Origin of the sequence: Miniphocaeibacter halophilus (assembly GCF_016458825.1) — a bacterium.
Taxonomy (GTDB): domain Bacteria; phylum Bacillota; class Clostridia; order Tissierellales; family Peptoniphilaceae; genus Miniphocaeibacter; species Miniphocaeibacter halophilus.
On sequence record NZ_CP066744.1, the window covers coordinates 2277991 to 2299871 of the forward strand.

23 protein-coding genes, 1 tRNA gene and 1 pseudogene are annotated in these 21881 nt (G+C 26.8%); 2 read left to right on the forward strand and 23 right to left on the reverse strand.

Translation table 11 applies throughout. From position 1 onward, the window contains the following. Positions 1-23: 23 nt before the first annotated feature. Positions 24-545, reverse strand: a complete 522-nt coding sequence (locus JFY71_RS11395; RefSeq protein ID WP_243660901.1) for a hypothetical protein — start codon at positions 543-545, stop codon at positions 24-26. A 245-nt stretch (positions 546-790) separates the two neighbouring features. On the opposite strand from JFY71_RS11395, the gene JFY71_RS11400 reads away from it, so the two are divergent. After that, entirely contained in the window at positions 791-961 is a 171-nt protein-coding gene (locus tag JFY71_RS11400) for a hypothetical protein (protein ID WP_243660902.1), read from the forward strand. 133 nt (positions 962-1094) lie between these two features. Here the strand turns inward: JFY71_RS11400 and JFY71_RS11405 are convergent, their stop codons facing one another. The 16 genes and pseudogenes from JFY71_RS11405 to JFY71_RS11480 form a co-directional block, all read right to left on the reverse strand. Continuing rightward, the gene (locus JFY71_RS11405; protein ID WP_243660903.1) at positions 1095-1523 is read right to left on the reverse strand and encodes a hypothetical protein; all 429 of its coding nucleotides are present in this window, start codon (positions 1521-1523) and stop codon (positions 1095-1097) included. Further along, positions 1520-2082 (reverse strand): annotated as a pseudogene (locus JFY71_RS11410) (signal peptidase II). Before JFY71_RS11410 ends, JFY71_RS11405 begins: the two are co-directional and overlap by 4 nt. 68 nt (positions 2083-2150) lie before the next feature. After that, positions 2151-2747 (reverse strand): DUF1989 domain-containing protein, encoded by a 597-nt coding sequence (locus JFY71_RS11415; RefSeq protein WP_338041892.1) that lies wholly within the window; start codon positions 2745-2747, stop codon positions 2151-2153. Between the two features lie 208 nt (positions 2748-2955). Next, complete coding sequence (locus JFY71_RS11420) at positions 2956-3393, reverse strand: hypothetical protein (RefSeq protein WP_243660904.1); 438 nt, start codon at positions 3391-3393, stop codon at positions 2956-2958. A gap of 306 nt (positions 3394-3699) precedes the next feature. Beyond that, positions 3700-5010 (reverse strand): MATE family efflux transporter, encoded by a 1311-nt coding sequence (locus tag JFY71_RS11425; RefSeq protein ID WP_243660905.1) that lies wholly within the window; start codon positions 5008-5010, stop codon positions 3700-3702. Between the two features lie 17 nt (positions 5011-5027). Further along, complete coding sequence (locus tag JFY71_RS11430; RefSeq protein ID WP_243660906.1) at positions 5028-5300, reverse strand: metal-sensing transcriptional repressor; 273 nt, start codon at positions 5298-5300, stop codon at positions 5028-5030. A gap of 937 nt (positions 5301-6237) precedes the next feature. After that, positions 6238-6738, reverse strand: a complete 501-nt coding sequence (locus JFY71_RS11435) for a DUF6376 family protein (protein WP_243660907.1) — start codon at positions 6736-6738, stop codon at positions 6238-6240. A gap of 791 nt (positions 6739-7529) precedes the next feature. Then, positions 7530-7826 (reverse strand): hypothetical protein, encoded by a 297-nt coding sequence (locus tag JFY71_RS11440; protein ID WP_243660908.1) that lies wholly within the window; start codon positions 7824-7826, stop codon positions 7530-7532. A 607-nt stretch (positions 7827-8433) separates the two neighbouring features. Beyond that, positions 8434-8510: transfer RNA gene (locus tag JFY71_RS11445), tRNA-Pro, on the reverse strand. Positions 8511-8588: 78 nt separating this feature from the next. Then, the gene (locus JFY71_RS11450; RefSeq protein ID WP_243660909.1) at positions 8589-9662 is read right to left on the reverse strand and encodes an ABC transporter permease; all 1074 of its coding nucleotides are present in this window, start codon (positions 9660-9662) and stop codon (positions 8589-8591) included. After that, a complete protein-coding gene (locus JFY71_RS11455; RefSeq protein ID WP_243660910.1) occupies positions 9646-10812 on the reverse strand; it encodes an ABC transporter permease in 1167 nt (388 codons plus the stop codon). The genes JFY71_RS11450 and JFY71_RS11455 overlap by 17 nt, the downstream gene beginning before the upstream one ends. A gap of 8 nt (positions 10813-10820) precedes the next feature. Then, entirely contained in the window at positions 10821-11756 is a 936-nt protein-coding gene (locus JFY71_RS11460; protein WP_243660911.1) for an ABC transporter ATP-binding protein, read from the reverse strand. A gap of 95 nt (positions 11757-11851) precedes the next feature. Next, positions 11852-12490, reverse strand: a complete 639-nt coding sequence (locus JFY71_RS11465; protein ID WP_243660912.1) for a response regulator — start codon at positions 12488-12490, stop codon at positions 11852-11854. Next, the gene (locus JFY71_RS11470) at positions 12468-13616 is read right to left on the reverse strand and encodes a sensor histidine kinase (RefSeq protein ID WP_243660913.1); all 1149 of its coding nucleotides are present in this window, start codon (positions 13614-13616) and stop codon (positions 12468-12470) included. Before JFY71_RS11470 ends, JFY71_RS11465 begins: the two co-directional genes overlap by 23 nt. A gap of 244 nt (positions 13617-13860) precedes the next feature. Continuing rightward, positions 13861-14655, reverse strand: coding sequence for a family 1 encapsulin nanocompartment shell protein (locus JFY71_RS11475; RefSeq protein WP_243660914.1), 795 nt, complete (start codon positions 14653-14655; stop codon positions 13861-13863). Positions 14656-14687: 32 nt separating this feature from the next. Beyond that, a complete protein-coding gene (locus tag JFY71_RS11480) occupies positions 14688-15023 on the reverse strand; it encodes an encapsulin-associated ferritin-like protein (RefSeq protein ID WP_243660915.1) in 336 nt (111 codons plus the stop codon). A gap of 179 nt (positions 15024-15202) precedes the next feature. Here JFY71_RS11480 and JFY71_RS11485 point away from each other — a divergent pair, with 179 nt between their 5' ends. After that, on the forward strand, positions 15203-15832 hold the full coding sequence (locus tag JFY71_RS11485; protein WP_243660916.1) for a YczE/YyaS/YitT family protein: 630 nt from the start codon (positions 15203-15205) through the stop codon (positions 15830-15832). A 42-nt stretch (positions 15833-15874) separates the two neighbouring features. Here JFY71_RS11485 and JFY71_RS11490 read toward each other — a convergent pair whose 3' ends face one another. From JFY71_RS11490 to cdaA, 6 genes are read right to left on the reverse strand one after another with little or no spacing between them, the layout of a single operon-like run. Further along, positions 15875-16558, reverse strand: a complete 684-nt coding sequence (locus JFY71_RS11490) for a 5'-methylthioadenosine/adenosylhomocysteine nucleosidase (protein ID WP_243660917.1) — start codon at positions 16556-16558, stop codon at positions 15875-15877. Then, complete coding sequence (gene mnmA, locus JFY71_RS11495; protein ID WP_243660918.1) at positions 16548-17621, reverse strand: tRNA 2-thiouridine(34) synthase MnmA; 1074 nt, start codon at positions 17619-17621, stop codon at positions 16548-16550. The genes JFY71_RS11490 and mnmA overlap by 11 nt, the downstream gene beginning before the upstream one ends. Before the next feature lie 7 nt (positions 17622-17628). Further along, complete coding sequence (locus tag JFY71_RS11500; RefSeq protein ID WP_243660919.1) at positions 17629-18462, reverse strand: DegV family protein; 834 nt, start codon at positions 18460-18462, stop codon at positions 17629-17631. Positions 18463-18470: 8 nt separating this feature from the next. Continuing rightward, on the reverse strand, positions 18471-19814 hold the full coding sequence (glmM, locus tag JFY71_RS11505) for a phosphoglucosamine mutase (protein ID WP_243660920.1): 1344 nt from the start codon (positions 19812-19814) through the stop codon (positions 18471-18473). A gap of 16 nt (positions 19815-19830) precedes the next feature. After that, the gene (locus JFY71_RS11510; protein ID WP_243660921.1) at positions 19831-21066 is read right to left on the reverse strand and encodes a CdaR family protein; all 1236 of its coding nucleotides are present in this window, start codon (positions 21064-21066) and stop codon (positions 19831-19833) included. Then, a complete protein-coding gene (cdaA, locus tag JFY71_RS11515) occupies positions 21056-21874 on the reverse strand; it encodes a diadenylate cyclase CdaA (protein WP_243660922.1) in 819 nt (272 codons plus the stop codon). The genes JFY71_RS11510 and cdaA overlap by 11 nt, the downstream gene beginning before the upstream one ends. Between the last annotated feature and the right edge of the window lie 7 nt (positions 21875-21881).

The following is a 21881-nucleotide window of genomic DNA, read 5'->3' on the forward strand; positions in this document are numbered from 1 at the left end:
AATATTTACTACACTAAATTATTCTAACCAATCAAATTTTTTACTGCATCAATAACTTCTTCAGAATCTACTTTATATATATTATTTTCATTTGAACTAAATTCTTTAGAAATTATTCTACTATTACTATCATAATCAAAAGAAACTGTAGTTATTTCGTTTACAGGTACAATATGCCTATAGTCATCAATTTCCTTTTCTTTACCAGTATTATGTTCAAAACAGTATGAATCCACAACCTTAAGAATTTTAAAATTATTGTTTTCTGGCATATTAGGTACTATTAAAATATCTCCTTCTTTAAAATCGGTCATTATTAATAGCTGGGAAAAGATGTCATTAATTGTTTTAGGGGCCGTTTCATCTAATGGCCAATTATCCTTCCATGCCTGTACAAATTTAAACTTCCCGTAAAAAACTGCCATTGGCTTTTTACCTGGAAACATAGCTCCCCAACCTTGACGTAATCTACCGTTTTCTATTTCCTTTAACAAGTAGTCTCTATCGTTAATGTAACCTATCTTGAAAACATATATATTATTCATTTTTAATTCTCCAATCATTCTACTTTATATTAAAAATTCTTAATTTTTACAAGTTGATAATATGACTCTACTAATACATAAATCATAACTTATTATCAGAAATAAGCAAAGTGCAAAAATCAATATTTATAATAAATATTATAAGCAACATTACTAAGAATATTATTATAGTGAAAAATATAAGAAAACATAATATTAATGTATAATTAAAGATAGGAAATTAAAAATAGTCCACAGGAGGATGTATGGAAAAATTACTATTAAAAGATGTTCATAACAGATATTTATTTATTGATAAAAATGAATTCGACCTGGTTTGTTCCTTATTAAAAGGTGAGGCAATATTATTTTATGATGATATTTTAAAAGAATTTGATAAAAACGAAAACTATCTATCTGATTTAATTTATACCTAATAGGTAGTATCTATGTGAAATAGAATTCAACGATTCAAAAATTTTCTTTAATTAAGGACCAGTGTTATTTATTCATAATCTATTTAAGATATTAAAAGCCCTAAAGTTCTTTACGAATTTAGGGCTTAACTTATTAGTTTATTTTCTTTAAATTATAAAAATATATTACTGTTGTAATTAAAGCAAAAAGTATAAGTGTATGTAAAATTATATGGTATAAGTCCGGTATATATTTAGATGAACTTTCAAATACTTTTATTGTATTTGAAAAAAATCTTATTTTACCTTCTCCCCCACCAACTATTGTATATAATTCATGACTTAAAAATTGAGTAATAAACCAAATAGATAATACTGTTATCAATACTTTTATACCTTTTATAGTGTTCAATATAAAAAACAAAAAACTTAATAAGTATATAATAAAGAATATTCCATCTTCTCTCCAAGCTCGAGAAACCAATTCTTTTTCTCCTATTTTTAATCCTATCATATCTAAACTAAACCATAATAACAGCAATAAGTTAAAAATAATGATATGTTTTTTATTAAATTTTTTCAAATCAAATCTCCCATAATATTAAAATTATATATGTTAATAATTCTTTTTATTTTTATCTTTTTATTTCTCAACCAATTTGAAAACCCAGTTTCCCTTCTACTATTTTTGTCCATTGAATAATATGCTTTCATATAGCCTATTATTAAAAGTATTGCCCCAATACTAATATATAAATCTTTAAAATCGAATATAAACCAATTATGTAGGTAGAAAAAATCCCAACTTCCACCCCAAAAATAGTATCAAATGCTGCTCCAATACTACCTGCTAAAATAAAAATAAGTGAAATCTTAATAATCTTACTATTCATTATGTGAAATAAATATTTATATAGAACAATTATTACAATAAATACCAATATTAAGATTGTTATTTGAAGTGCTATTGATGCTTTATAATCCATTAAATTAAATAAATAAGACCCATGTGTATTTTGTTTTGGTAAAAAACTCAATGTTTTAGGAATTATAATAAAACTACTATTTAAATAAAATTTAGTAACTAATATTTTAGATAATTGATCCATTAAAATTAAAATAAATATACTTACAATTGTCATCACTCTTTATTCTCCCTAATTTTTTTAATGAAAACAACAACCTATTCCTATAATAACAGAGTTTAGCTTTATCTAATGATTATTTTAACTGGAGTACAGTTTCCTCCATTACAATCACTTTCAGATACGCTACATGCCGCCACAGCTAATTGAACATCCATTTCAGCTCTTAAAATTATTTTTTCTCCCGGTTTCGATAAAGGTTTTTCTACAGATATGCTACCGTCTGATAATATTTTGGTATACATAAAAATATTGAATGGCCTAATTTCTTCTTTCTTTATACTAAATAATTCAATAAGATAATTATTTATATTTTCAAGACAGTTTGAATGATCTTTTTCGTTACCATAAAAGAAATCGTACATTTCCGGTCTACAGCAAGGATGTAACAAGTCATGCTCTTTAACATCATCTTCGATAATAGTAAACATTTTATTATAGTGATTTGTATATATAACATCCCCAACAGAAACTTTCAAACTCTCATTACAGTCTATAGTAACCCCTGCAGATAAATACTCTTCAGCAGATTCCTGATTGAATGCGAAAAAATCAACTACCTGCTCACCGAATAAATCTACAATTTCAATTAATTCTCCTTTATTAACCTTAAGACTTATTCCACTTTTAGCTTCTACAATACATTCTATACTAATTCTAATCTACCTCCAGATATTTAAAATCTTATATATATATTAACACGATAATATTCCTTATCAGAAAATATAGCATACAGAAATATAAAATCCGATAATAAAGCCAGAGCAAAATTTCTGCCCTAGTTAAAGTCTAACTATTGAGGATTAATACAATTAATCTATCTTTTTCTTACAAATAAAATATTAACAGAGTAATAGCATTTAATCTTAATTAATCAAACTCATTGCTAAAATATTTTTTTAAAATACTCTTAAACTTTTCATTCTGAATATGGTAAATTCCTATAGCTTCATATTGATATTCATGTTCACCACTTTCATTTGTAAATATTAATAATTTTAATCCATCATAAATATCAATACTTATAACAACATCTTCATTGAATTTCATTTCATATGTACTTCCTGCTTTATACATGTTTCCACCAGACAATTTTTTATAAGGAGTAGATTGTAACGATTTAATAATTTCATTTACGTCTTCCGAATCCTCTATTAGTGTTTTTTCTCCTGTCATTATATTTTTAACTTCTATAATTTTTGTATCCAAATTATAATTTCCCATATATTTTTTTTCATTAATATATAGAGCATACATTAAGTATATTAACAAAATGAATATAAGACCAAAAACAATTTTTCTTTTCATTTTTACCTCCTCAATAATTAGTTATTAGAATATCCATTATATTATAAGTCTCAAAGAACATGAATAAAATAATTAAACTTAATTCATAGTGAATTAATAATACAACACAATTGTACTTATCTGTTCCTCTGTAGTTTAATTTCTCCTCATATTCTTATATCAGAAAATATGTAGTATAGAGGAGAATGAAATTTAATGAAGAAAACACATCAAAATTTCTGTTCTAGTTAAGGTCTAACTATTGAGTATTTATACAATTAATCTATCTTTTTCTTACAAATAAAATATTAACTATTTTTATATTTGCTAGATTTTTATTTGTTTCCATTTACCTTTTTTAAACCTTATTAAAAGTATAATTCCTCTAACTACCAAATCTAAGGCATAGGCATACCATACACCACGCAATCCATACTTAAGAGGAACAGCTAATAGATAACCTATAGCTAAACGTATACCCCAAATCCCTACAATAGTTGAATACATTGGAAATTTCGTATCACCTGCACCTTGAAGTGCATTTGTAATAATCTGAACTAGGGCTGAAAAAGGTTGAAAAAATGCTATTATATGTAATACATCTACTACCAATAACTTAACTCTTTTAGTTTCTGTAAAAATAGAAGCTAATGGCTCTGCAAAAACATAAAATATAATACCTATTATTACCATAAAAATAGCCGCAAGAGAATATCCAGTATATGTATATCTTTCAGCTGCTTTCGTTCTTCCTTCCCCCATAGATATACCTACTAATGCCGATATGGCTAAACCAAAACCCATAGCCGGTATATAGGAATAACTTTCAATAGTTCCGGCTATGTTATGAGCAACATATTCGGAAATTCCTATTGAGAGTATCATGCTATAATAAATTAACTGACCTATTCTCATAATTAATTTATCTAGGCCTGCTGGAATACTTATCTTTAAAATACCTTTTAGCATACCTTTATCTATTAAAAAATCTGCTTTGGAAAGCTTAATATACTTATCATGATTGAGTATTCTACAAAGCAGTAATACGGTACTAATAGCTCTAGAAATTGTAGTAGCTAAGCCTAAACCTAATACTCCAAGTCCAAGTTTAATGAAAATTGCATTTAATGTAATATTTAAAATATTTGACAATCCTATAACATACATTGGAGTCTTTGTATCTTTTATAGCTCTTGAGGAACTACTTAAAATTAATTGCAAACATAAAAATACAGAAGGTACTGCAACAGAAAAATAATATGGCACCACATAATTAATAATGGTATTTTTTGCTCCTGATATTAAAAGAATTTGTTTGTAAAAAATCAAACATATCAGTCCTATAAATATACCTAAACTTAAGCCTATTACAATTGAATGTGCAATAGCTTTCTTTGTCCTTGTAAAATCCTTTTTTCCATAATTTCTAGAAACCACAGCCATCGATCCTATACTAACGGCTGTGAAAAATGAAATAAATATATTCATTATAACATTGGTAATACTTATACCCGCTATAGCATTATCACTTAATTTACCTGCAAAAAATGTATCCGTAGTTCCTAATAAGGTTTGAAGTATATTCTCTATAATAATTGGAAAAGACAATATGAATATATCTTTAATATCCTTCTTCATAATATTATCCTTCATAATTAAATAAATTTATCTATAGCTTCTTTTAAATTTTCTATAGTCTCTTCGTCATTTTCTCTTACTGCATCTACTATACAATGATCTATATGATCCTTTAAAATTATTTTACCAGTATTATTTAGCGCTGAAATAACTGCTGATAGCTGAATTAAAACATTGCTACAATCCTCATTATTTATTATCATTTTCTTGACTGATTCTAAATGTCCTCCAGCTCTAGACAATCTGTTTATTATTGCTTTTTTAGATATTTCATCATGTTTATATTTCAAATTAATCTCCCTTCCATATCCCCCCATATAGGATACGGAAATATGCTATCAAAACAATATTTGTTTGTCAATTTAAAATAGCTTACTATTCCCAATAGAAATCTTTTTAAACTGTTCCAATTTAAAAATAATATTTAGATTTCTTCTATTTTTTTCGGTTCATAATTATTTTATTTTATTTTTAATATGGATATATAAACCAAGGCATCATTAATAAAAATAGTAGCTTATAGCATCATAAAAAAGACCATAGAAAGAAATTAAAGAATTTTAAGACTGAATCCATACTCTAAAGATGAAATAAAGGAATTTATGTATCAATTTAACGATTTTGAAAATCTTATAGATTAAAATAAAAAAAACTACTCAGTATATTTGTATATCAAGTAGATTTATTAATAGTATTATTAAATAAATAAAAAACCAAGCTTTTAGGCAAAATTCGGATATTGTGTTGTCGGGTAAAACGCAATAAATTCTATACCCTATTATCTTTTCATCAAGTTTTCTTAGATAATACAATAAAGTTCAACTCCCACCATCTCCACCATACATATGTAAAACTATTAATTATAATACTAAGTCTTATAATTAATAGTTTCTATACAGTAAACTAAGAAAAAAGACACAGTTTTTTTATATTCTGTGTCTTGATTTTCTTTAATATATAACTTCGATTAATTCTTTTTTAATCACATTAATAAACTTTCACTATCAATTTCTGTAAATTATAAAGAAATCTGAATAAATTTTAATATTATTATGTTCTCCTAAAAGCGTAACATGTTATATTATTAAATAATACAAGGTAGATAATTAAATCCTCTTTTTTATTGCCTAACTTTACTTCTCATTTCTCCATTCTACCCCGTGTTTGGCTATTTCAATCCATTCTCTTCTAAATCGCCGCATAAAGCAATATTTTTAGAAAAGGGTACTATGGTATATCATTATACAAATCAGCAGCCTCTCCTTGCAATTCAACAAACCCATGATAATATTTATTAATTTCATCAAATTTTATTAGTCCTTCATCTAACATTCTGCTTGTTTCATTTATGTATGTTAATAATTGATCATTCGCTTCGATATATTTTTCATGAACGCTTTTATATTTTTCTGGTACTTCTATATTTTCAAATGTATTAATAGTATCTTTAACTTCAGCTAATACTTCTCTATGTCCTTGTTCCCATTCTTCAGTATACTTCCCTTCTGGAATACTATCTTCTGAATCTAATAATAATTCCACCTTTTCTAGCAATGTTTCATTATAAGTTGAAAATGCTTTTTCATAATTAGTTTCTTTTTCAACTTCTACACTTTCTGTTATTTCTATTGTCTCCCTTGTTTCCTTGCTTGTTTCCTTGCTTGAATTATTACTACATGCTGTCACTATCAACATTAAAGCTATTAATAGAGTACCTATTTTTTTCATTACTTCCTCCTTATATATGTTTTATATATTATACCCTTCTTGTGTAATTTTATTAATGTAATATCAAATTATACACAATAATTTATATTTAAAATAATATATTTACATAAAAAAGGGACAGATTTTTCTCTGCCTTATCTTCCTCTATTTCTATTGTTCACTTCCCTCTCCACATACGTCTATTTAAGCCGTTCAGTTTAAAAACCATCATATAAAGCGATATTATTGAATATTATTGTAAGAGTACTAAAACTATAGCTTGATTTAAGTTTACAACTTAATTTCAACAAAATAAGTTGTAAAAATAATTTTGTAAATTTTATCGGCTAAATAAGTTATTAAAAAAACCAGAATTGAATTTCAATTTTCTAATCTGGAAAAGCCAAATTTTTATGGAACACTATAATTAACCACTTCTTTTTGAAAGCGTCTATTCGTATTCTCTTCTGATATAGTTCATATTTAAAAATTTAATCACTAACAATATTATAGATTTAATAAAATACATATTGAAATAAAAAGCCATAGATTTTCATCTTACATATTACTATTAAATAAAAACATAACTAATAACATACAAAAAAAGCAAAAAAACCATTAATATAACCTTTATAAATACCTTAAATTTAAAATTTACTATAAAATATAGTAGTGTAAATACTAATGCAGTCTTAGATACTGTTTCTACTTCATATCCAATAAAAATCAAGTTGCTGAATAATATCAATATCGCCGAGAAAGTAATGATATTCAAATTTTTATTTTTATTCATCTTATCTCCTAAATTTATACTATTTAATTATTTCTAATATACCTTCTATAGTAAAAAACTCTAAGCTTACAGTCATAGAAATAAAATTATTAATAGCTACATATAAAAAAATCAATCCTCCCACTAATATCAACAATTTCAATCCTCTAGTTTCTGGTTTAACTAAGACATTAAATATAGTGAAAATTAATGCTACACAAAAAGATACCTGTACCTGTTCTGCAAATATATACCTATAATATTGTAAAATATAATTGATCATTATAAACATAATAGTAAAAAACAAATAAATTATTTTTTTATTACTTTTTTCCATCTTCTTCCCTCTTTTAATATAGATTTTTATTTAAATATAATGATTAAAAAAACCTCACCATCTAAATCTATAAATTATAGAACTTTGCTCTATATCTCCTCTCAGAGCAGCATTTTCCTGTGAGTTGTATGTCCAAAATATGTAAAATCATTTGTAGATCTACTTGTTAACATCATAGCATGTTTTGGTGGAGCATATCCCACTGTACTTGTCTAGGCTAACTATAAAACATCCTCTTTCCAGAAAGTACTATTTTACAAAAAACTATAAATAACACAACTGGCAATACCACAATGTTCCACCAAATATTTTCATTTAATCCTATATCTATCTAAAAATTAAAATGATTTTATAACTTTGAACATATTTAATAAAAATAATAGCTTATAGCATCATAAAAAAGACCATAGAAAGAAATTAATGAATTTTAAGACTGAATCATGCTCTAAAGATGAAATAAAGGAATTTATGTATCAATTTAACGATTTTGAAAAACTTGTAGATTAAAATAAAAAAACCTACTCAGTATATTTGTATATCAAGTAGATTTATTAATAGTATTATTAAATAAATAAAAAACCAACCTTTCAATTGAAAGATTGGTTTATGGTCGGGGTGAGAGGATTTGAACCCCCGGCTCCATGGTCCCAAACCACGTGCGCTACCGGACTGCGCCACACCCCGCCGAAGTCATCATTAACTGACGACTTTTTTATTATAATACAATTTTAAAAATAATGCAAGCTTTTTTTTAAATAAATTTTAAATATTTTGCAATTTTTCCAATTTATTACTGCCAAATGTTAGCAATACAAGGGTCATAAGGACTATTGGGATTAAGTTAATTAAATTATTTGTTTCTACTGTTACTATAATCCAATACAAAGGATTTAAATAAAATGCATACTCAGCCCAATTAGGTATATTAACATTATTTAAATAGAATGTCGATGTTATGAAAAATATTATACCTACTACTAATGGCACCATTGAAAGTACTATTTCTTTTTTAGCTATTCTTGTTATTAGTATTATAAATGATAATGAATAGGCTGAAATGGAAAATATCATTAAAGTCAATTTAAACAATTCTATATTTTCTGTTTGTAAAACTTTAAATCCTATTGTTGTCATTATGCTAAATATAGTTCCCACTAATGTTAAGTAACTTAAAAAGATTACAAAGATATTCATAAAACTTCTATTTGGTGATATTAAAATTCTACTTAAGACTTTTGTCTTACTAATATTTATAATATCCTGTCCTATTTGTCCTATAAATGAAATTATAAAAAAGCAACATAATATTAAAATAATCATAGCATATCCGTCTACACCTGTTTTATTGTTTATAGTTTCTACATTAACTTCTGTTTCAATATTTAAAGAGTCGGTATCTATATTATTATTTTTCAAGTAGTTTTTTTCTAATAATTCACTTATTTTATCGTTAATTAATTTATCTTCTATTTGAACGCCTGAATCATCTACGAATAACTTTTCTACTTTTGGAAATTTATTATTTTTTAAATCTTCTGAAAAATTTTCTCCTATTAAATAAACAATACTTACGTCGTAATTCTCTAATAGTTTTGTTGCTTCTTGCCTGTTTTTTATTATATTAGGATTCTCTCCAAAAACTTCAAGTAGTTCTTCATATTGGTTTCCCTTATCTTCGATTACTACTCCTAGGGTGTTATAAGACACTCCACTGTTGTTAAACATAAAGAAATATAATAAATACATGAAGGCAGGCATAATTACAAATATAAACCATATTTTAGGACTTTTAATTAGTCTTTTTATATTTGCATAAAAATTATTTAATAATTTCATAATTGCCCCCTATTCTTTCTTTTTCTTTAATTGTTATAATAATTGATGAAGCAGTAATACATACAGCAATTACTATTATATGAGGAATAAATGTTTTTAAAGAAATATTATTATTAAATGCATTCATTAATGGATCTAAGAATATTTTATTAAAATTAATATTGCTTAATTTTTCCATTATGGTTCCGGAAAACAACTTTTCTACCGGTCCTAACATCCCACCAAAAACCAATTGTAAATACATTGCAATATTTGCTATTACTATTGCTACTTCTTTTTTTATATTTTTAAATAAAAATAATATAAATCCTACTGTAATGGAAATTATCAAAATTGCTATAAAATACATTCCCAAATTTTCCGTAAAAGCCTTCCCTAAAACCCTATATATTAGAATATAAACAAAGGCAAACAAAATTAGTATAAAAGAATCTCCAAATGTATCTACTAAATTATATTTTATTTTATTGACTGGAAGCATATCAATCCTTTGAAATAAAGCTGTTGTTTCTGATAATTTTTTACTACCTACTACTGCTGATACAAGATAGTTTAAAAACAGAAACTGCATTAAGGTCATTGCGTAAAAACTTTGACTTGTTAATTTTGATGATGATTCTATTTTTCTATTTTCTAAAAAGGCAGTGTTTTGTATTTGTGTTAAATCGTTAAAAACTTTTTCTTTTAAGTTTTCTTCATTTAAGGATTGTGATATTTTATTATTTTCTATTGATTTTACTATTCCGTTTCCTATTGAATTTAAAACACTCTCAATTGTCTCAAGACCAAATATACTGGAATTATTTCCTATAGTTTCTACTGTTATATTAAACTTACCACTTTCTAATATTTCATTTTCAAATTCTTTAGGAATTGTAATTAAATAATCTCCTTTTTCTTCAACTTTAAAGAACTTTTTCATTTCTTTGTCCTCAAAGGTTTTTTCTAATATTTTTGAGTAGTCTGATTTGTCTTTGTCCTTAATTGTTATACTTAACGGATTAGTTTCAATTTCCCCTGAAAACAAGCTGGTATTAAAACTTGAAAGTAGCAAGGAAAGGCCAATTGGCATAACTAAAAAGGTAAAGAAATATGATGCAAAATTTTTCTTTATAGTGCTATAAAATTGTTTAAGAGTTGCTATTATCATAAAATCACCTAATCCCTTAGTTTCTTTCCAGTAAGATTAAGAAATATTTCTTCTAAGTTTGAATCTTTTATTGTAAAATTTTCTATAGTTAGATTCCTATTTTCTATAAGCTTAAAAATACTTGTAAAATTCAATTCCTTCTTATTTACCTTAACTATGATTTTATTTTCTTCAATTTCACTATTTAAAACCCCTGTTATTAAATTCAGCTCTTCAATAATTCCATTTTCTATTTTATTTAAATATATAGTCAATATTGAACTGCTGCCATACATGGATTTTAATTCACTTTTCTCACCGTATGCAATTTCTTCGCCTAAGTCTATAATAAATATTTTATTACATAGGGCTTCAATTTCTTCCATATAATGTGATGTGTAAATTATTGTTGTTCCTTCTTTGTTTATTTTCCTTAAATAATCAAATATATTGTTTCTAGATTGAGCATCCACACCTACTGTTGGTTCATCTAAGATTAAAAGGTCGGGTTTATGTAAGACAGAACAACCTAAATTAAGTCTTCTTTTCATTCCCCCTGAATATTTTTGAACTTGTTTTTTGTCTTTAGGATCGAGTCCTATTAATTCAAGTACTTCTTTAATTCTCTCTTTTAATACTTTTCCTTTCAGTCCATACATTCTTCCAAAATACTCTAAGTTATCTCTAGCCGTTAAATTTTCAAAAATTGCTAGTTCCTGAGGAACAAGGCCTATTCTTTTCTTTATTTCTATACTATTATTTTTATAATTCATTCCAAATAATTCTATTTTTCCGGAATCCTGTCCAAGTAATCCGCAAATTATTTGTATTAAGGTTGACTTACCTGCACCATTTGGTCCTATTAGTCCAAATAAATCCCCTTCTTCAACCTCCATGCTTATATTATTTAAAACTTTTTTATTATCATAAGATTTGTTAATTTTATCTACTTTTAAAATATTCATCTAATACCTCCTAAGCTATATACTACTAGATTTCAATTGAATTAAATACTGCCTTAAGTAACTAAAAACCATGACTTTAGTCATGGTTTTTAACATTATCTTAAATTATTGTCATAAGCAAATATTACAATTTGCGTTCTATCCCTTAATTCCAGTTTCTGAAGTATTGAAGAAATATTGTTTTTTACTGTTCCCACAGATAAATATAGTTGATTGGCAATTTCTTGGTTACTATGTCCTTCAGCTATGAGTTTTATAATCTCCAATTCCCTGTTTGTAATATTATAATCATCAATATTTGCTTGTATCTTAACAGAGTTTTTACTATTTAATATTATTTCAGACACCTCACTATTTAAAACTACATTTCCATAATAGGCCGATTTTATTCCTCCTATAATGGATTCCGGGTCACTGTCCTTTAGTAAATAACCGGAGGCTCCTAATCTTATTGCTTCATTTATATATTCTGTGTCTTTAAAAGTTGTAAGTATTAGTATCTTAGTATTTCCTTTTCCATAGTCATTTATTAATCTAATAGCATCTATACCATTTGACTTTGGCATACGTATATCTAAAAGAATTACATCTATTTCCTTTTCCTTAAACTTTTCAAAGGCTTCTTTTCCAGAACTTGCCTCTTCTACAATTTCTATTTCCTTGTCTAAAGAAATTAATATTTTTAAACCTTCCCTTATTAACTTTTCATCATCAACTAACATTACCTTTATCATATTTACCTCTATAAAAAACTATATTTATTAGAAAACCCTTTTTTTTTCCTGTTTCAATTGTTAAACTACCCTTATGTTCCTTAACTCTTTCCTCTAATGCCGTTAAGCCTATTCCCTTTTTTATTTTTTCTGAACCTAGACCATTATCCCTCATACTTAAAATTATTTCATCTTCTTTATAAAATAAATTAATATCTACTAATGAAGCTTTACCATGTTTTATACTATTGGAAATAAATTCTCTTACTGCATTTACAAATACTTCTTCTAAATCATTTGGAATAGGGTATCTTTCAGAAGAAAATTTAAATTTTATATTTAAACCGGTTAGTTTTGAATTTTGATTAATTATTTCTTGAATTAAAGTTATTAATTCATCTTTTCCGGTGTTTTGTGGTTTTATTCTACGAAGTACCTTACGAATATCGTTTAAAGCTTCTGTGGCGTAATTTCTTAAGTTTCCACTTAATTCTGAAGCCTTGTCTCCATTAATTTTAGCTAATTTTTCTATAGCCGATAATTGAATTATAATAGCAGAAAGTCTATGACCAACGCTGTCATGAATGTCCCTTGAAATTCTATTTCTTTCCTTATTCGTATATATTTCTTCTAGAAGAATATCCTTATTTCTATGTTCATTAATTAATTCTTTTTTATCTATAATCAATTCGTCGATTTTGTTTTCCATTGTTTTTATTTTTTTATTTTGCCTTAAAACATAACCTAAAGTAATTGAGAAAATAAAAATTGTAAAAAGAGTAAATATATTATATATATTTAAATTTTGTCTTAAATAGTATATGCCTATTCCAATTATTAAGATTATATAAAAACCGGCTATCCGAGCTTTTAACTCCTTTAATACATCAAGTATGGGATTAACCATATAAATGGTTATCATAGTAATATCCCTTTGAGCTAAATATAGTCCAAATAAAATCTCCAATAATATTAAAAAGATTTTTGTATTTTCATTAAATTTTTGATAATTAGTTAGATGAAAAAATATAATATATAATAACAGTATGGAAAAATTAACTAATGTCATACTTTTGTTTAAGATTGAAAATACAAAAGCAAATACTATTATTATATACCTTAATGAATATTCTAAATATTTTGTCATTATTTTATCCTTTAAATACCATTTTATATTACAACTGTATATATCTTACTAATATTGGTAAATAAATTCAATTAAAAGTATTTTCTAGTTGAATTATCTGTCTTGTTGTTAACTAAATATTTCTCTTATCTATATTAACTTTATTAAATATTATTTTACTTATTTTGAATTTGGTTAATCCTTTATAAATATACTCAAAAAAAGGAATGGTCATAAGACACATTCCTAATTGATTTATTATATATTATGAAAATAATACAATTTTCATATTGTCTAAAATTCTAAAAGTAAAGGTTTCAAAAGCAAACAATCTTACAGCTTTTTCATTTTCTCCAACATAACCTATAGAAAAATCTTGACCAATCGTTAATTCTAAATCCTCATCCCTATGAGGAATCATCAAAGCTTTATCTAAGACCTTAGTTCGAACAATAGTACCTCCAATTAAATCTTCTATCAGCTTCATTAAAAAGACTCCATCATATATTGTATTGATTTTATCATATACTTTAGATGGCACAATTAAATCAAAAGGTCCTTTAGCATAAGAATTATGTAAGGCATATTTCCCATCTCCAATTGCCTTTAGAATTTCATTACCATTTTCTCCTAAGGATAAATTATGGCCAGCAGATTTTTTAATACCTTCTATACCAAATTTTTCCATTCCATTATAAATAGTTTCCTCTTCAAAGACTAGTAACTTTTCCATTGCTTTTTCTAAATTGAAAAGTTCTACATCTTTTGAACCTCTTTCAACATTATCTAGTTCAGCCTTATCTAATTCAAATTCTATTCTGGATTCAATTAAATTTTGAGTTTTGTAGATACCGGTTTTTACTACATTAATTGCCTTTAAATCATCTACATGGTCCAATCTTCCTATTGGAAGAGCAGTATAATCCAACCCCTTTGGTCCATTTACCTTTAAAACTCTTCTAGTGGAAATTAAACTCTTTATAACATCTATAGCCCTATTGTCTATTTCCGTCCACGCTTTTTCTGAAATTGGTGCTGTATTTCTTTTTAGTATACTCATAGCTTCACCTTTGCTTACTATAATTCTTCAATTCACAAAGAATCTAAATCATCATTAGAATTATTCTCTGATTCAGCATCTTCTTCTACTTCTAATATTGGTTTATCAGTAAATAGATATGTTCTCATCTGTTCATCCCAACCGTCCATATTCCTTCTTAACCATTCTAAAGTCATCATTGTATGTTCCATTTCCTCTTTTGCATTATGCCACATAATGTCTTTTAGTTCCTGGTCAGAAGCAACTGCAACCCTTTGCATATACCAATCTATAGCTTCAATTTCTTCCTTTAAACTATTGATTGCACGTACTTGATCTCTTACTTTTTCAGTAAGTTCAACTTCCGGTTCATGATAATCCTTAGCCATAATTGTACCCCTTTCTTTTAAATTTTATCCATTTTATTACTACCCAATTTTATTTTCATATATAGGCTTTTTTGAAAAAATTTTCTTTTAAATATTAGCTATATTTAGAGATTTAATAATAAATAATTGACAATTATTAACTAATTTGAGATGCTAATATAATTAAAGGAAGTGATAAGGTGAACAATAAGGAAACATTTGTAAAAATTATATTTTCTGTTACAGGAGTCCTAATTATTGCATTGGGAGCTGCTATTTTAAATGTTGGACAAGTTGGAGTCGACACATATACAGCATCAAATATAGCAATTGGTTCTTTATTTGGACTTTCTTTAGGAACCTACCAATTTATTTTAAATCTTATATTTTTATTCTTTATTTTTATTTTTGGAAGAAAGTATATTGGACTAGGCACCTTAATAACTATGGTTTCTATTGGTTTCTTAATAGATTATTTTACTAAATTAATATCTCATATAGTGTTTTTTGATTTAACCTTACCATTTAAAATTTTATCTTTAATATTTGGGACTATGTTTTTTACTTTCGGAGTTGCCTTTTATATTTCAGCCGATTTAGGTGTTGCTCCCTATGATGCTATAACCTTAGTAATAACCGATTATAGTCATATTCAATATAAATATATACGAATGGCTCAAGATATAATATTTATGATATCTGCATTGATATTTGGAGGCCCTGTAGGAGTTGGTACTGTTATAAACGCATTTTTTAATGGACCCTTAATTGATTTATGGTATAAAAAAATTTCAAATCCTTTAATTAGAAAAATAACTATTAAAGGTTAAATAGACAAGAAAAAATTCATATATGCTAAGCATATATGAATTTTATAATTTTTTAATAAATTCTAAGGTAAATTTACTTGCCTTTTCTGCTGCTATAATTTCAAAATCATCGTAATCATCGTCGCCATCATCATCGGCTAAGTCTGAAATACATCTTATTACTATGAAGGAGACATTATTTAAATAAGCAGTATGAGCAATTGCTGCCCCCTCCATTTCAACACAGTAAGCATTAAAATCCCTTATAAGTTCTTCTTTTTTAAAGGAGTCAGTTATAAATTGATCACCTGTAATAACCAGTCCTTCAAAGTATTTTTTATTTTCTAAAACCTTTCTTGCAATTTCCAAATATTTGTCTTCTACTTTAAAAGATTTTACATAAGGTGAATATTTTTCTAATAATCCTGAATCAAAATCATGGTAGACTAATTCATTGGCAATAACTAAATCAGTATGATTTAATTCTTTATTTAATCCACCTGCAATTCCTGTGTTAATAATAAAATCGGGTTTAAATTCATTTATTAATATTTGAGTTGTTATTGCAGCATTTACTTTTCCTACACCTGAATCCGTAAATATGATTTTTTTATTTTCATAATCTCCTAAATAAAAAAGATGTTTTCCTATTTTCTTTTCTTCTATATTTGAAATTATATCTTTAAAAGCTCTAATTTCAGAGCTTAACGCAGAAACTATTCCAATTGTTTTAATCTTACCAGACATTTTCTATTATTCCTCCTCCTACAACAATATCTCCATTGTACATTACAGCAGATTGTCCTCTAGAAGGAGCTCTAACAGGTTTTTCAAACTCTAAAAATAATTTATCATCTTTCTTAGTCACTAGGGCTTTATATTCATTTACACCATGTCTAATTTTCGCAGTAACTTCTAATGGCTCTAAAATATCGTCAAGAGAAATTAAATTATAATCCTTTAATTCTATACGACTCTTGTATAAGGACTCATCATCAGATAAGGTAATTTCCTTTGTTTTAGGATTTATTTTACTTACAAATACCCTTTTACCTAAAGCAATTCCCAGTCCTCTTCTTTGACCAATAGTATAGTATACAATGCCCTTATGTTCCCCTAGAACATTTCCCTCTTCATCTATGAAATTTCCTACACCGATTAATTCAGGATTTCTTGTTTTTATAAAATTACCATGATCATCTTTATTTATAAAACAAATCTCTTCACTGTCTTTTTTGCTATAGGTAAATATTCCACTTTTTTCTCCAATATCCCTTACTTCATCCTTTGTTAAATCTCCTAAAGGAAATAAAACTTCCTTTAATATTTCTTGTTTTAAATTATATAAAAAATATGTTTGGTCCTTTTTTGAATCTTTGGCTTTTTTTAATAAATATCTTTCCCTATCTTTATCATATTCCACTTTTGCATAATGGCCAGTAGAAATATAATCTCCACCTAGTTTTTTAGTTTCTTTTAAAAATTCACCAAATTTAATATATTTATTACATCTAATACAAGGGTTTGGAGTATATCCTAAGGAATATTCCCTTACAAAGCTTTCAATAATATTTTTATCGAATTCTTGCTTTAAATCTATAATATAATGCTCTATTCCTAAGTCCTTTGCTACTAATTTTGCCTCTTCAGTAGCATTAGCTAGCGAACAATATTTTTCTTTAAATAAATTTCCTTCCGGAATCATATTCATAGTTGCACCGGCAACCTCATATCCTTGTTTTTGTAAAAGTAACGCTGAAACTGAGCTATCAACGCCACCGCTCATACCTAATATTACTCTTCTTGTCATAACCCTCCTAAAAAGCTACTATTACTCCACCTGTATTTGCATATACAGATGAAAGCATTCCTGTTTCAACAATTTCTATGTTTTTAAAATTACATCTTTTAGCTATATTGTTTTTTAAGTTTTTAGCCCTGTCCCCTGCTTCACAATGGGCTATTATTAATGTTCTATTTTCAAAATTATCATAGGTCTCTGCAATAGTGTCAATTAATTTATTTGCAGCATTATTATATCCTCTAGTTTTAGCAAAAACTCCTATTTCCCCATTATTAGCACACATTACAGGTTTAAACGACAGCGCCTTTGCTATTGTTCCTGTAAATTTTGACATTCTACCATTTTTAACTAATGTATCGAACTTATCTAATATAAAAAAAGTTTTCATATTTTCTATAAATTCTTCAACTTTATCTACTATTTCTTCAAATTTAAGGCCATTGTCAATGTATTCTTTTATTTTTAAAGCTATTAAGGTTTCTCCGGATGAAGCACTTTTACTGTCAAATACGTGAATTTTTGCTTCTTTTTCCTCTAAAAACATATTTTTAGCTAAAATAGCATTATTATAAGTTGCACTTAATTTTGAAGAAATTGTTATTATGAATATTTCTTTTTTTTCTTTGAATTTCTCCATAAATAGATTTGGAGAAGGTGCTGCAGTACTTGGTGCTTTTTTACTTTCGTCAACATTTTTCATGAATTTTTTTAAATCGGTTTTACCATCATCAACAAAAGTTTCTCCACTAACATCAATATTAAAAGGAACTAATTCAACTTTTACCTCTTTATTCAATTTTTTATTTAGGTCACAGCTTGAATCGGCTATTAAAATATAATCTTTCATGTTTCCTCCTAAGAACACCTATCTTCTATTATTTTAACTAATCTTTCTGCTTCTCTTTTTAAGACATCTTGGTCTTTGCCTTCTATCATTACCCTTACCAAAGGCTCTGTTCCTGATGGACGAATTAATACTCTTCCTTCACCATTAAATTTTTCTTCCAATTTTCTTATCTCTTCTAAAACAAGTTCATCCTTTTTATAGTTATTTTTGTTTTCATTTGAGACTTTCGCATTTATTAATACTTGAGGATAGGTTACCATCAATTCATTTAGTTCGGACATTTTTTTACCGGATTCAAGCATTACTTCTAGAATTTTTAAAGAAGATAATATTCCATCACCTGTCGTATTGTCATCTAAGAATATTATATGTCCAGATTGTTCTCCGCCAAGAGAATATCCATCTTTTCTCATAACCTCTAAAACGTATCTATCGCCAACCGACGACTTCTTTAATTCTACATCAATCTTGTTTAAATATTCATCTAGACCAATATTAGTCATTACTGTACCTACTACTCCGGAGTTCTTTAAAGTACCCTTGTTTTTCATATGAAAAGCACAGGCAGCTAAATAATGGTCTCCATCTAAGGTATTGCCATTTTCATCAACAGTTATAAGTCTATCGCCATCACCATCATAACTAAAACCAACATCTGATTTTGATTTTTTTACAAGACCTTCAATTTTTTCCGGATTTGTAGAGCCACAATTTAAATTAATATTAAGTCCATTTGGTTCAGTGTGAATAGCTGTAACATTTGCACCTAAATCTTTAAATAGTCTTGGTGCTATTTCATATGTTGCTCCATTTCCACAATCAAGAGAAATATTTATTCCTGTTAAATCCAAATTAACTCTTGATTTCAAATAGTCTAAATATATATCCTTTGCGTCTGTTTTAAATTCAACTATACCTAAATCTTTTCCAATTGGTCTAATATCAATTTCCTTATAATTATCAATAATATTTTCTATTTCTTCTTCAACTTCATCCGGTAGTTTAAAACCATCACTGCCAAAATATTTTATTCCATTAAATTCAGCAGGATTATGGGAAGCTGAAATAACTATTCCCGCTTCTGCACCATAATATTTAGTTAAATATGCAACTGCCGGCGTTGGTATTACCCCAAGTAAATAAACATCATAGCCCATTGAAGTATAACCTGCTACCAAGGCACTTTCCAACATATCTCCTGATTTTCTAGTATCTTTTCCAATTATAATTAATTTATTATTATCTTCATTTAATTTATAAGCTGATGCTCTTGCAACTTTATACGCTAGTTCCGGAGTCAATTCCTTGTTTGCCACTCCTCTAATTCCATCAGTTCCAAAATATTTTCCCATTTTTCCTCCTGTGATATTACTCTATTTCAATATTTACTTTAGAAGGATTTATTGTTATATTACTTACTCCTTCTATACTTTCAACTTTAATAGGTACCTCATGTTTTCCTTTTTCTAAGTTTTTAACATCAATACTTAAAATAATATCATCTACTTTAATATTTTTTATACTATCTTCTAAACCATAAATGTCTATATTAATATCTGTTTCACTATTTGTAAATAAAATACCACTATTATTTTCATTATTTACTATTTGTAAATCTGAAAGTTTTTTTACAAGTCTTTTACTGCTAATTCCTGTTTCTTCTGTATTGGTGAAAATTTGTACATCAATAGTATCTTCGCCATTTTCTCCTGTTAACAATGTAACTCCTTCTGGTAGATCCAATTTCACTTTTAATGTTGCATTACCAGTAACTCCTTCTAAATCTATTGGCTCTGTACTTATTTCAGTAATATCCTTTATTATTTTCTCTTCACCTAGTATTGTTACCTTGTCCTTACTTAATTTTAAATCTGACATGGAGAAATTCTCAGGTTCATTTTTAATAACCGGCTTTATGGATACCTGTTTACTATTGGCAATGTAAATATTTATAGTGGCCTTTGTTTTATCCATTATTAAGTCCTTCATTAAATCACCATTTTTATCATATACCTCAATGTCCTTGGTAATTTTACCACTTTCGGTTATAACAGATAAATCCAATGTAACTTTAACCTTATCTTTATCTATTTTTGCAATTTCTTTTCTAAATCCACTTATTTTTACTTCTTTTGGTACTGCCTCTGCTTCAATTAACTGCATACTATTAGAAGGAAGCTCACCTATTGTCTCAACTTTAACAGGGAATTTATCCGTTACTTCCTCATCAAATTTAAAGGTCATTTTATCTTGAGATTTATTAACAATAGTTACCCCATCGGGCACCGTATATTTTAAGTCAATTTCAGCTGAATCACCAGTTACCCCATACATATCTGCAGTAACTATAATGTCGGATCTTTTAATATCATTTAACTTCTTAATATTACCTCTTAATTCAACATTTACAACTGGTTCTGTTGGTTCAACAATAGCCAAATTCCTTTTTGTTAAATAGTCTTCATTCCTTATTGTTACTTCTATGTTTTTATAATTTGCTGTCGTTGTAGGATTTTTATCCATTACAACATAATACCAAAGTCCAATTGCAAATAATAAAGAAATTAATTTTAAATGCCAATTATTTTTCAATTTACTCTTCATAGTCATTCACACTTTCTTCATTATTTACACTATAAAAATTCATTAAAATATCTTCCAATGTTTCAACATCAATATATCTTTGTAATTCACCTTTTTCTGCAATTGAAATAGTTCCAGTTTCCTCAGATACTACAACAGATAAACTATCTGACTTTTCTGAAATTCCTAATGCCGCTCTATGTCTTGTCCCTAGTTCCTTAGATATAGACTGATTTTCAGACATAGGTAAAAAACATGATGCAGCTTTTATAGTAGACTCTCTAATAATTACAGCCCCATCATGAAGGGGGGTGTTTGGTATAAATATATTAATTAATAATTCACTTGATATAACGGCATTTAATAAAGTTCCTGTCTCTATTACCTCATTTAAACCTGTTCTTCTTTCAAATACGATTAACGCTCCGATTTTTTGTCTCGATAAAGATGCAACAGCACGGGTAACCTCAGTAGAATTATGTTTAGCTACTTCATATTGTAAATCTACAAAGGATTTTTTAAATATATTACTTGTACCTATGTACTCTAACATTCTCCTTAATTCAGGCTGAAAGACTACAATTATTAACACAAAACCAGCTGTCCAAGCTTTCTTTAAAATCCAGGAAATTGTATATAAATTTAAAATATCACTTAAAATTGAGAAAAAGAAAATTGCTAGAATTCCTTTCATTAGCTGTTCAGCCCTGGTCTCTTTAATAAGTATATATATTTTATATATTGCTACTGCAACTATAAGTATATCTATAATGTCTTGTACTCTAATTGTCGATACAAAACTTAAAAAATTATTCAAACTGTCTGTCATAATATCA

Bases quoted from the DNA above. Each gene is read 5' to 3' on its own strand.
- JFY71_RS11395 (WP_243660901.1), bottom strand. From the start codon at position 545: ATGAATAATATATATGTTTTCAAGATAGGTTACATTAACGATAGAGAC.
- JFY71_RS11455 (WP_243660910.1), bottom strand. From the start codon at position 10,812: ATGATAATAGCAACTCTTAAACAATTTTATAGCACTATAAAGAAAAAT.
- JFY71_RS11420 (WP_243660904.1), bottom strand. From the start codon at position 3,393: ATGAAAAGAAAAATTGTTTTTGGTCTTATATTCATTTTGTTAATATAC.
- JFY71_RS11440 (WP_243660908.1), bottom strand. From the start codon at position 7,826: ATGGAAAAAAGTAATAAAAAAATAATTTATTTGTTTTTTACTATTATG.
- glmM (WP_243660920.1), bottom strand. From the start codon at position 19,814: ATGGGAAAATATTTTGGAACTGATGGAATTAGAGGAGTGGCAAACAAG.
- mnmA (WP_243660918.1), bottom strand. From the start codon at position 17,621: ATGACAAGAAGAGTAATATTAGGTATGAGCGGTGGCGTTGATAGCTCA.
- JFY71_RS11435 (WP_243660907.1), bottom strand. From the start codon at position 6,738: ATGAAAAAAATAGGTACTCTATTAATAGCTTTAATGTTGATAGTGACA.
- JFY71_RS11470 (WP_243660913.1), bottom strand. From the start codon at position 13,616: ATGACAAAATATTTAGAATATTCATTAAGGTATATAATAATAGTATTT.
- JFY71_RS11500 (WP_243660919.1), bottom strand. From the start codon at position 18,462: ATGAAAGATTATATTTTAATAGCCGATTCAAGCTGTGACCTAAATAAA.
- cdaA (WP_243660922.1), bottom strand. From the start codon at position 21,874: ATGACAGACAGTTTGAATAATTTTTTAAGTTTTGTATCGACAATTAGA.
- JFY71_RS11510 (WP_243660921.1), bottom strand. From the start codon at position 21,066: ATGAAGAGTAAATTGAAAAATAATTGGCATTTAAAATTAATTTCTTTA.
- JFY71_RS11465 (WP_243660912.1), bottom strand. From the start codon at position 12,490: ATGATAAAGGTAATGTTAGTTGATGATGAAAAGTTAATAAGGGAAGGT.
- JFY71_RS11490 (WP_243660917.1), bottom strand. From the start codon at position 16,558: ATGTCTGGTAAGATTAAAACAATTGGAATAGTTTCTGCGTTAAGCTCT.
- JFY71_RS11450 (WP_243660909.1), bottom strand. From the start codon at position 9,662: ATGAAATTATTAAATAATTTTTATGCAAATATAAAAAGACTAATTAAA.
- JFY71_RS11460 (WP_243660911.1), bottom strand. From the start codon at position 11,756: ATGAATATTTTAAAAGTAGATAAAATTAACAAATCTTATGATAATAAA.
- JFY71_RS11400 (WP_243660902.1), top strand. From the start codon at position 791: ATGGAAAAATTACTATTAAAAGATGTTCATAACAGATATTTATTTATT.
- JFY71_RS11480 (WP_243660915.1), bottom strand. From the start codon at position 15,023: ATGGCTAAGGATTATCATGAACCGGAAGTTGAACTTACTGAAAAAGTA.
- JFY71_RS11475 (WP_243660914.1), bottom strand. From the start codon at position 14,655: ATGAGTATACTAAAAAGAAATACAGCACCAATTTCAGAAAAAGCGTGG.
- JFY71_RS11425 (WP_243660905.1), bottom strand. From the start codon at position 5,010: ATGAAGAAGGATATTAAAGATATATTCATATTGTCTTTTCCAATTATT.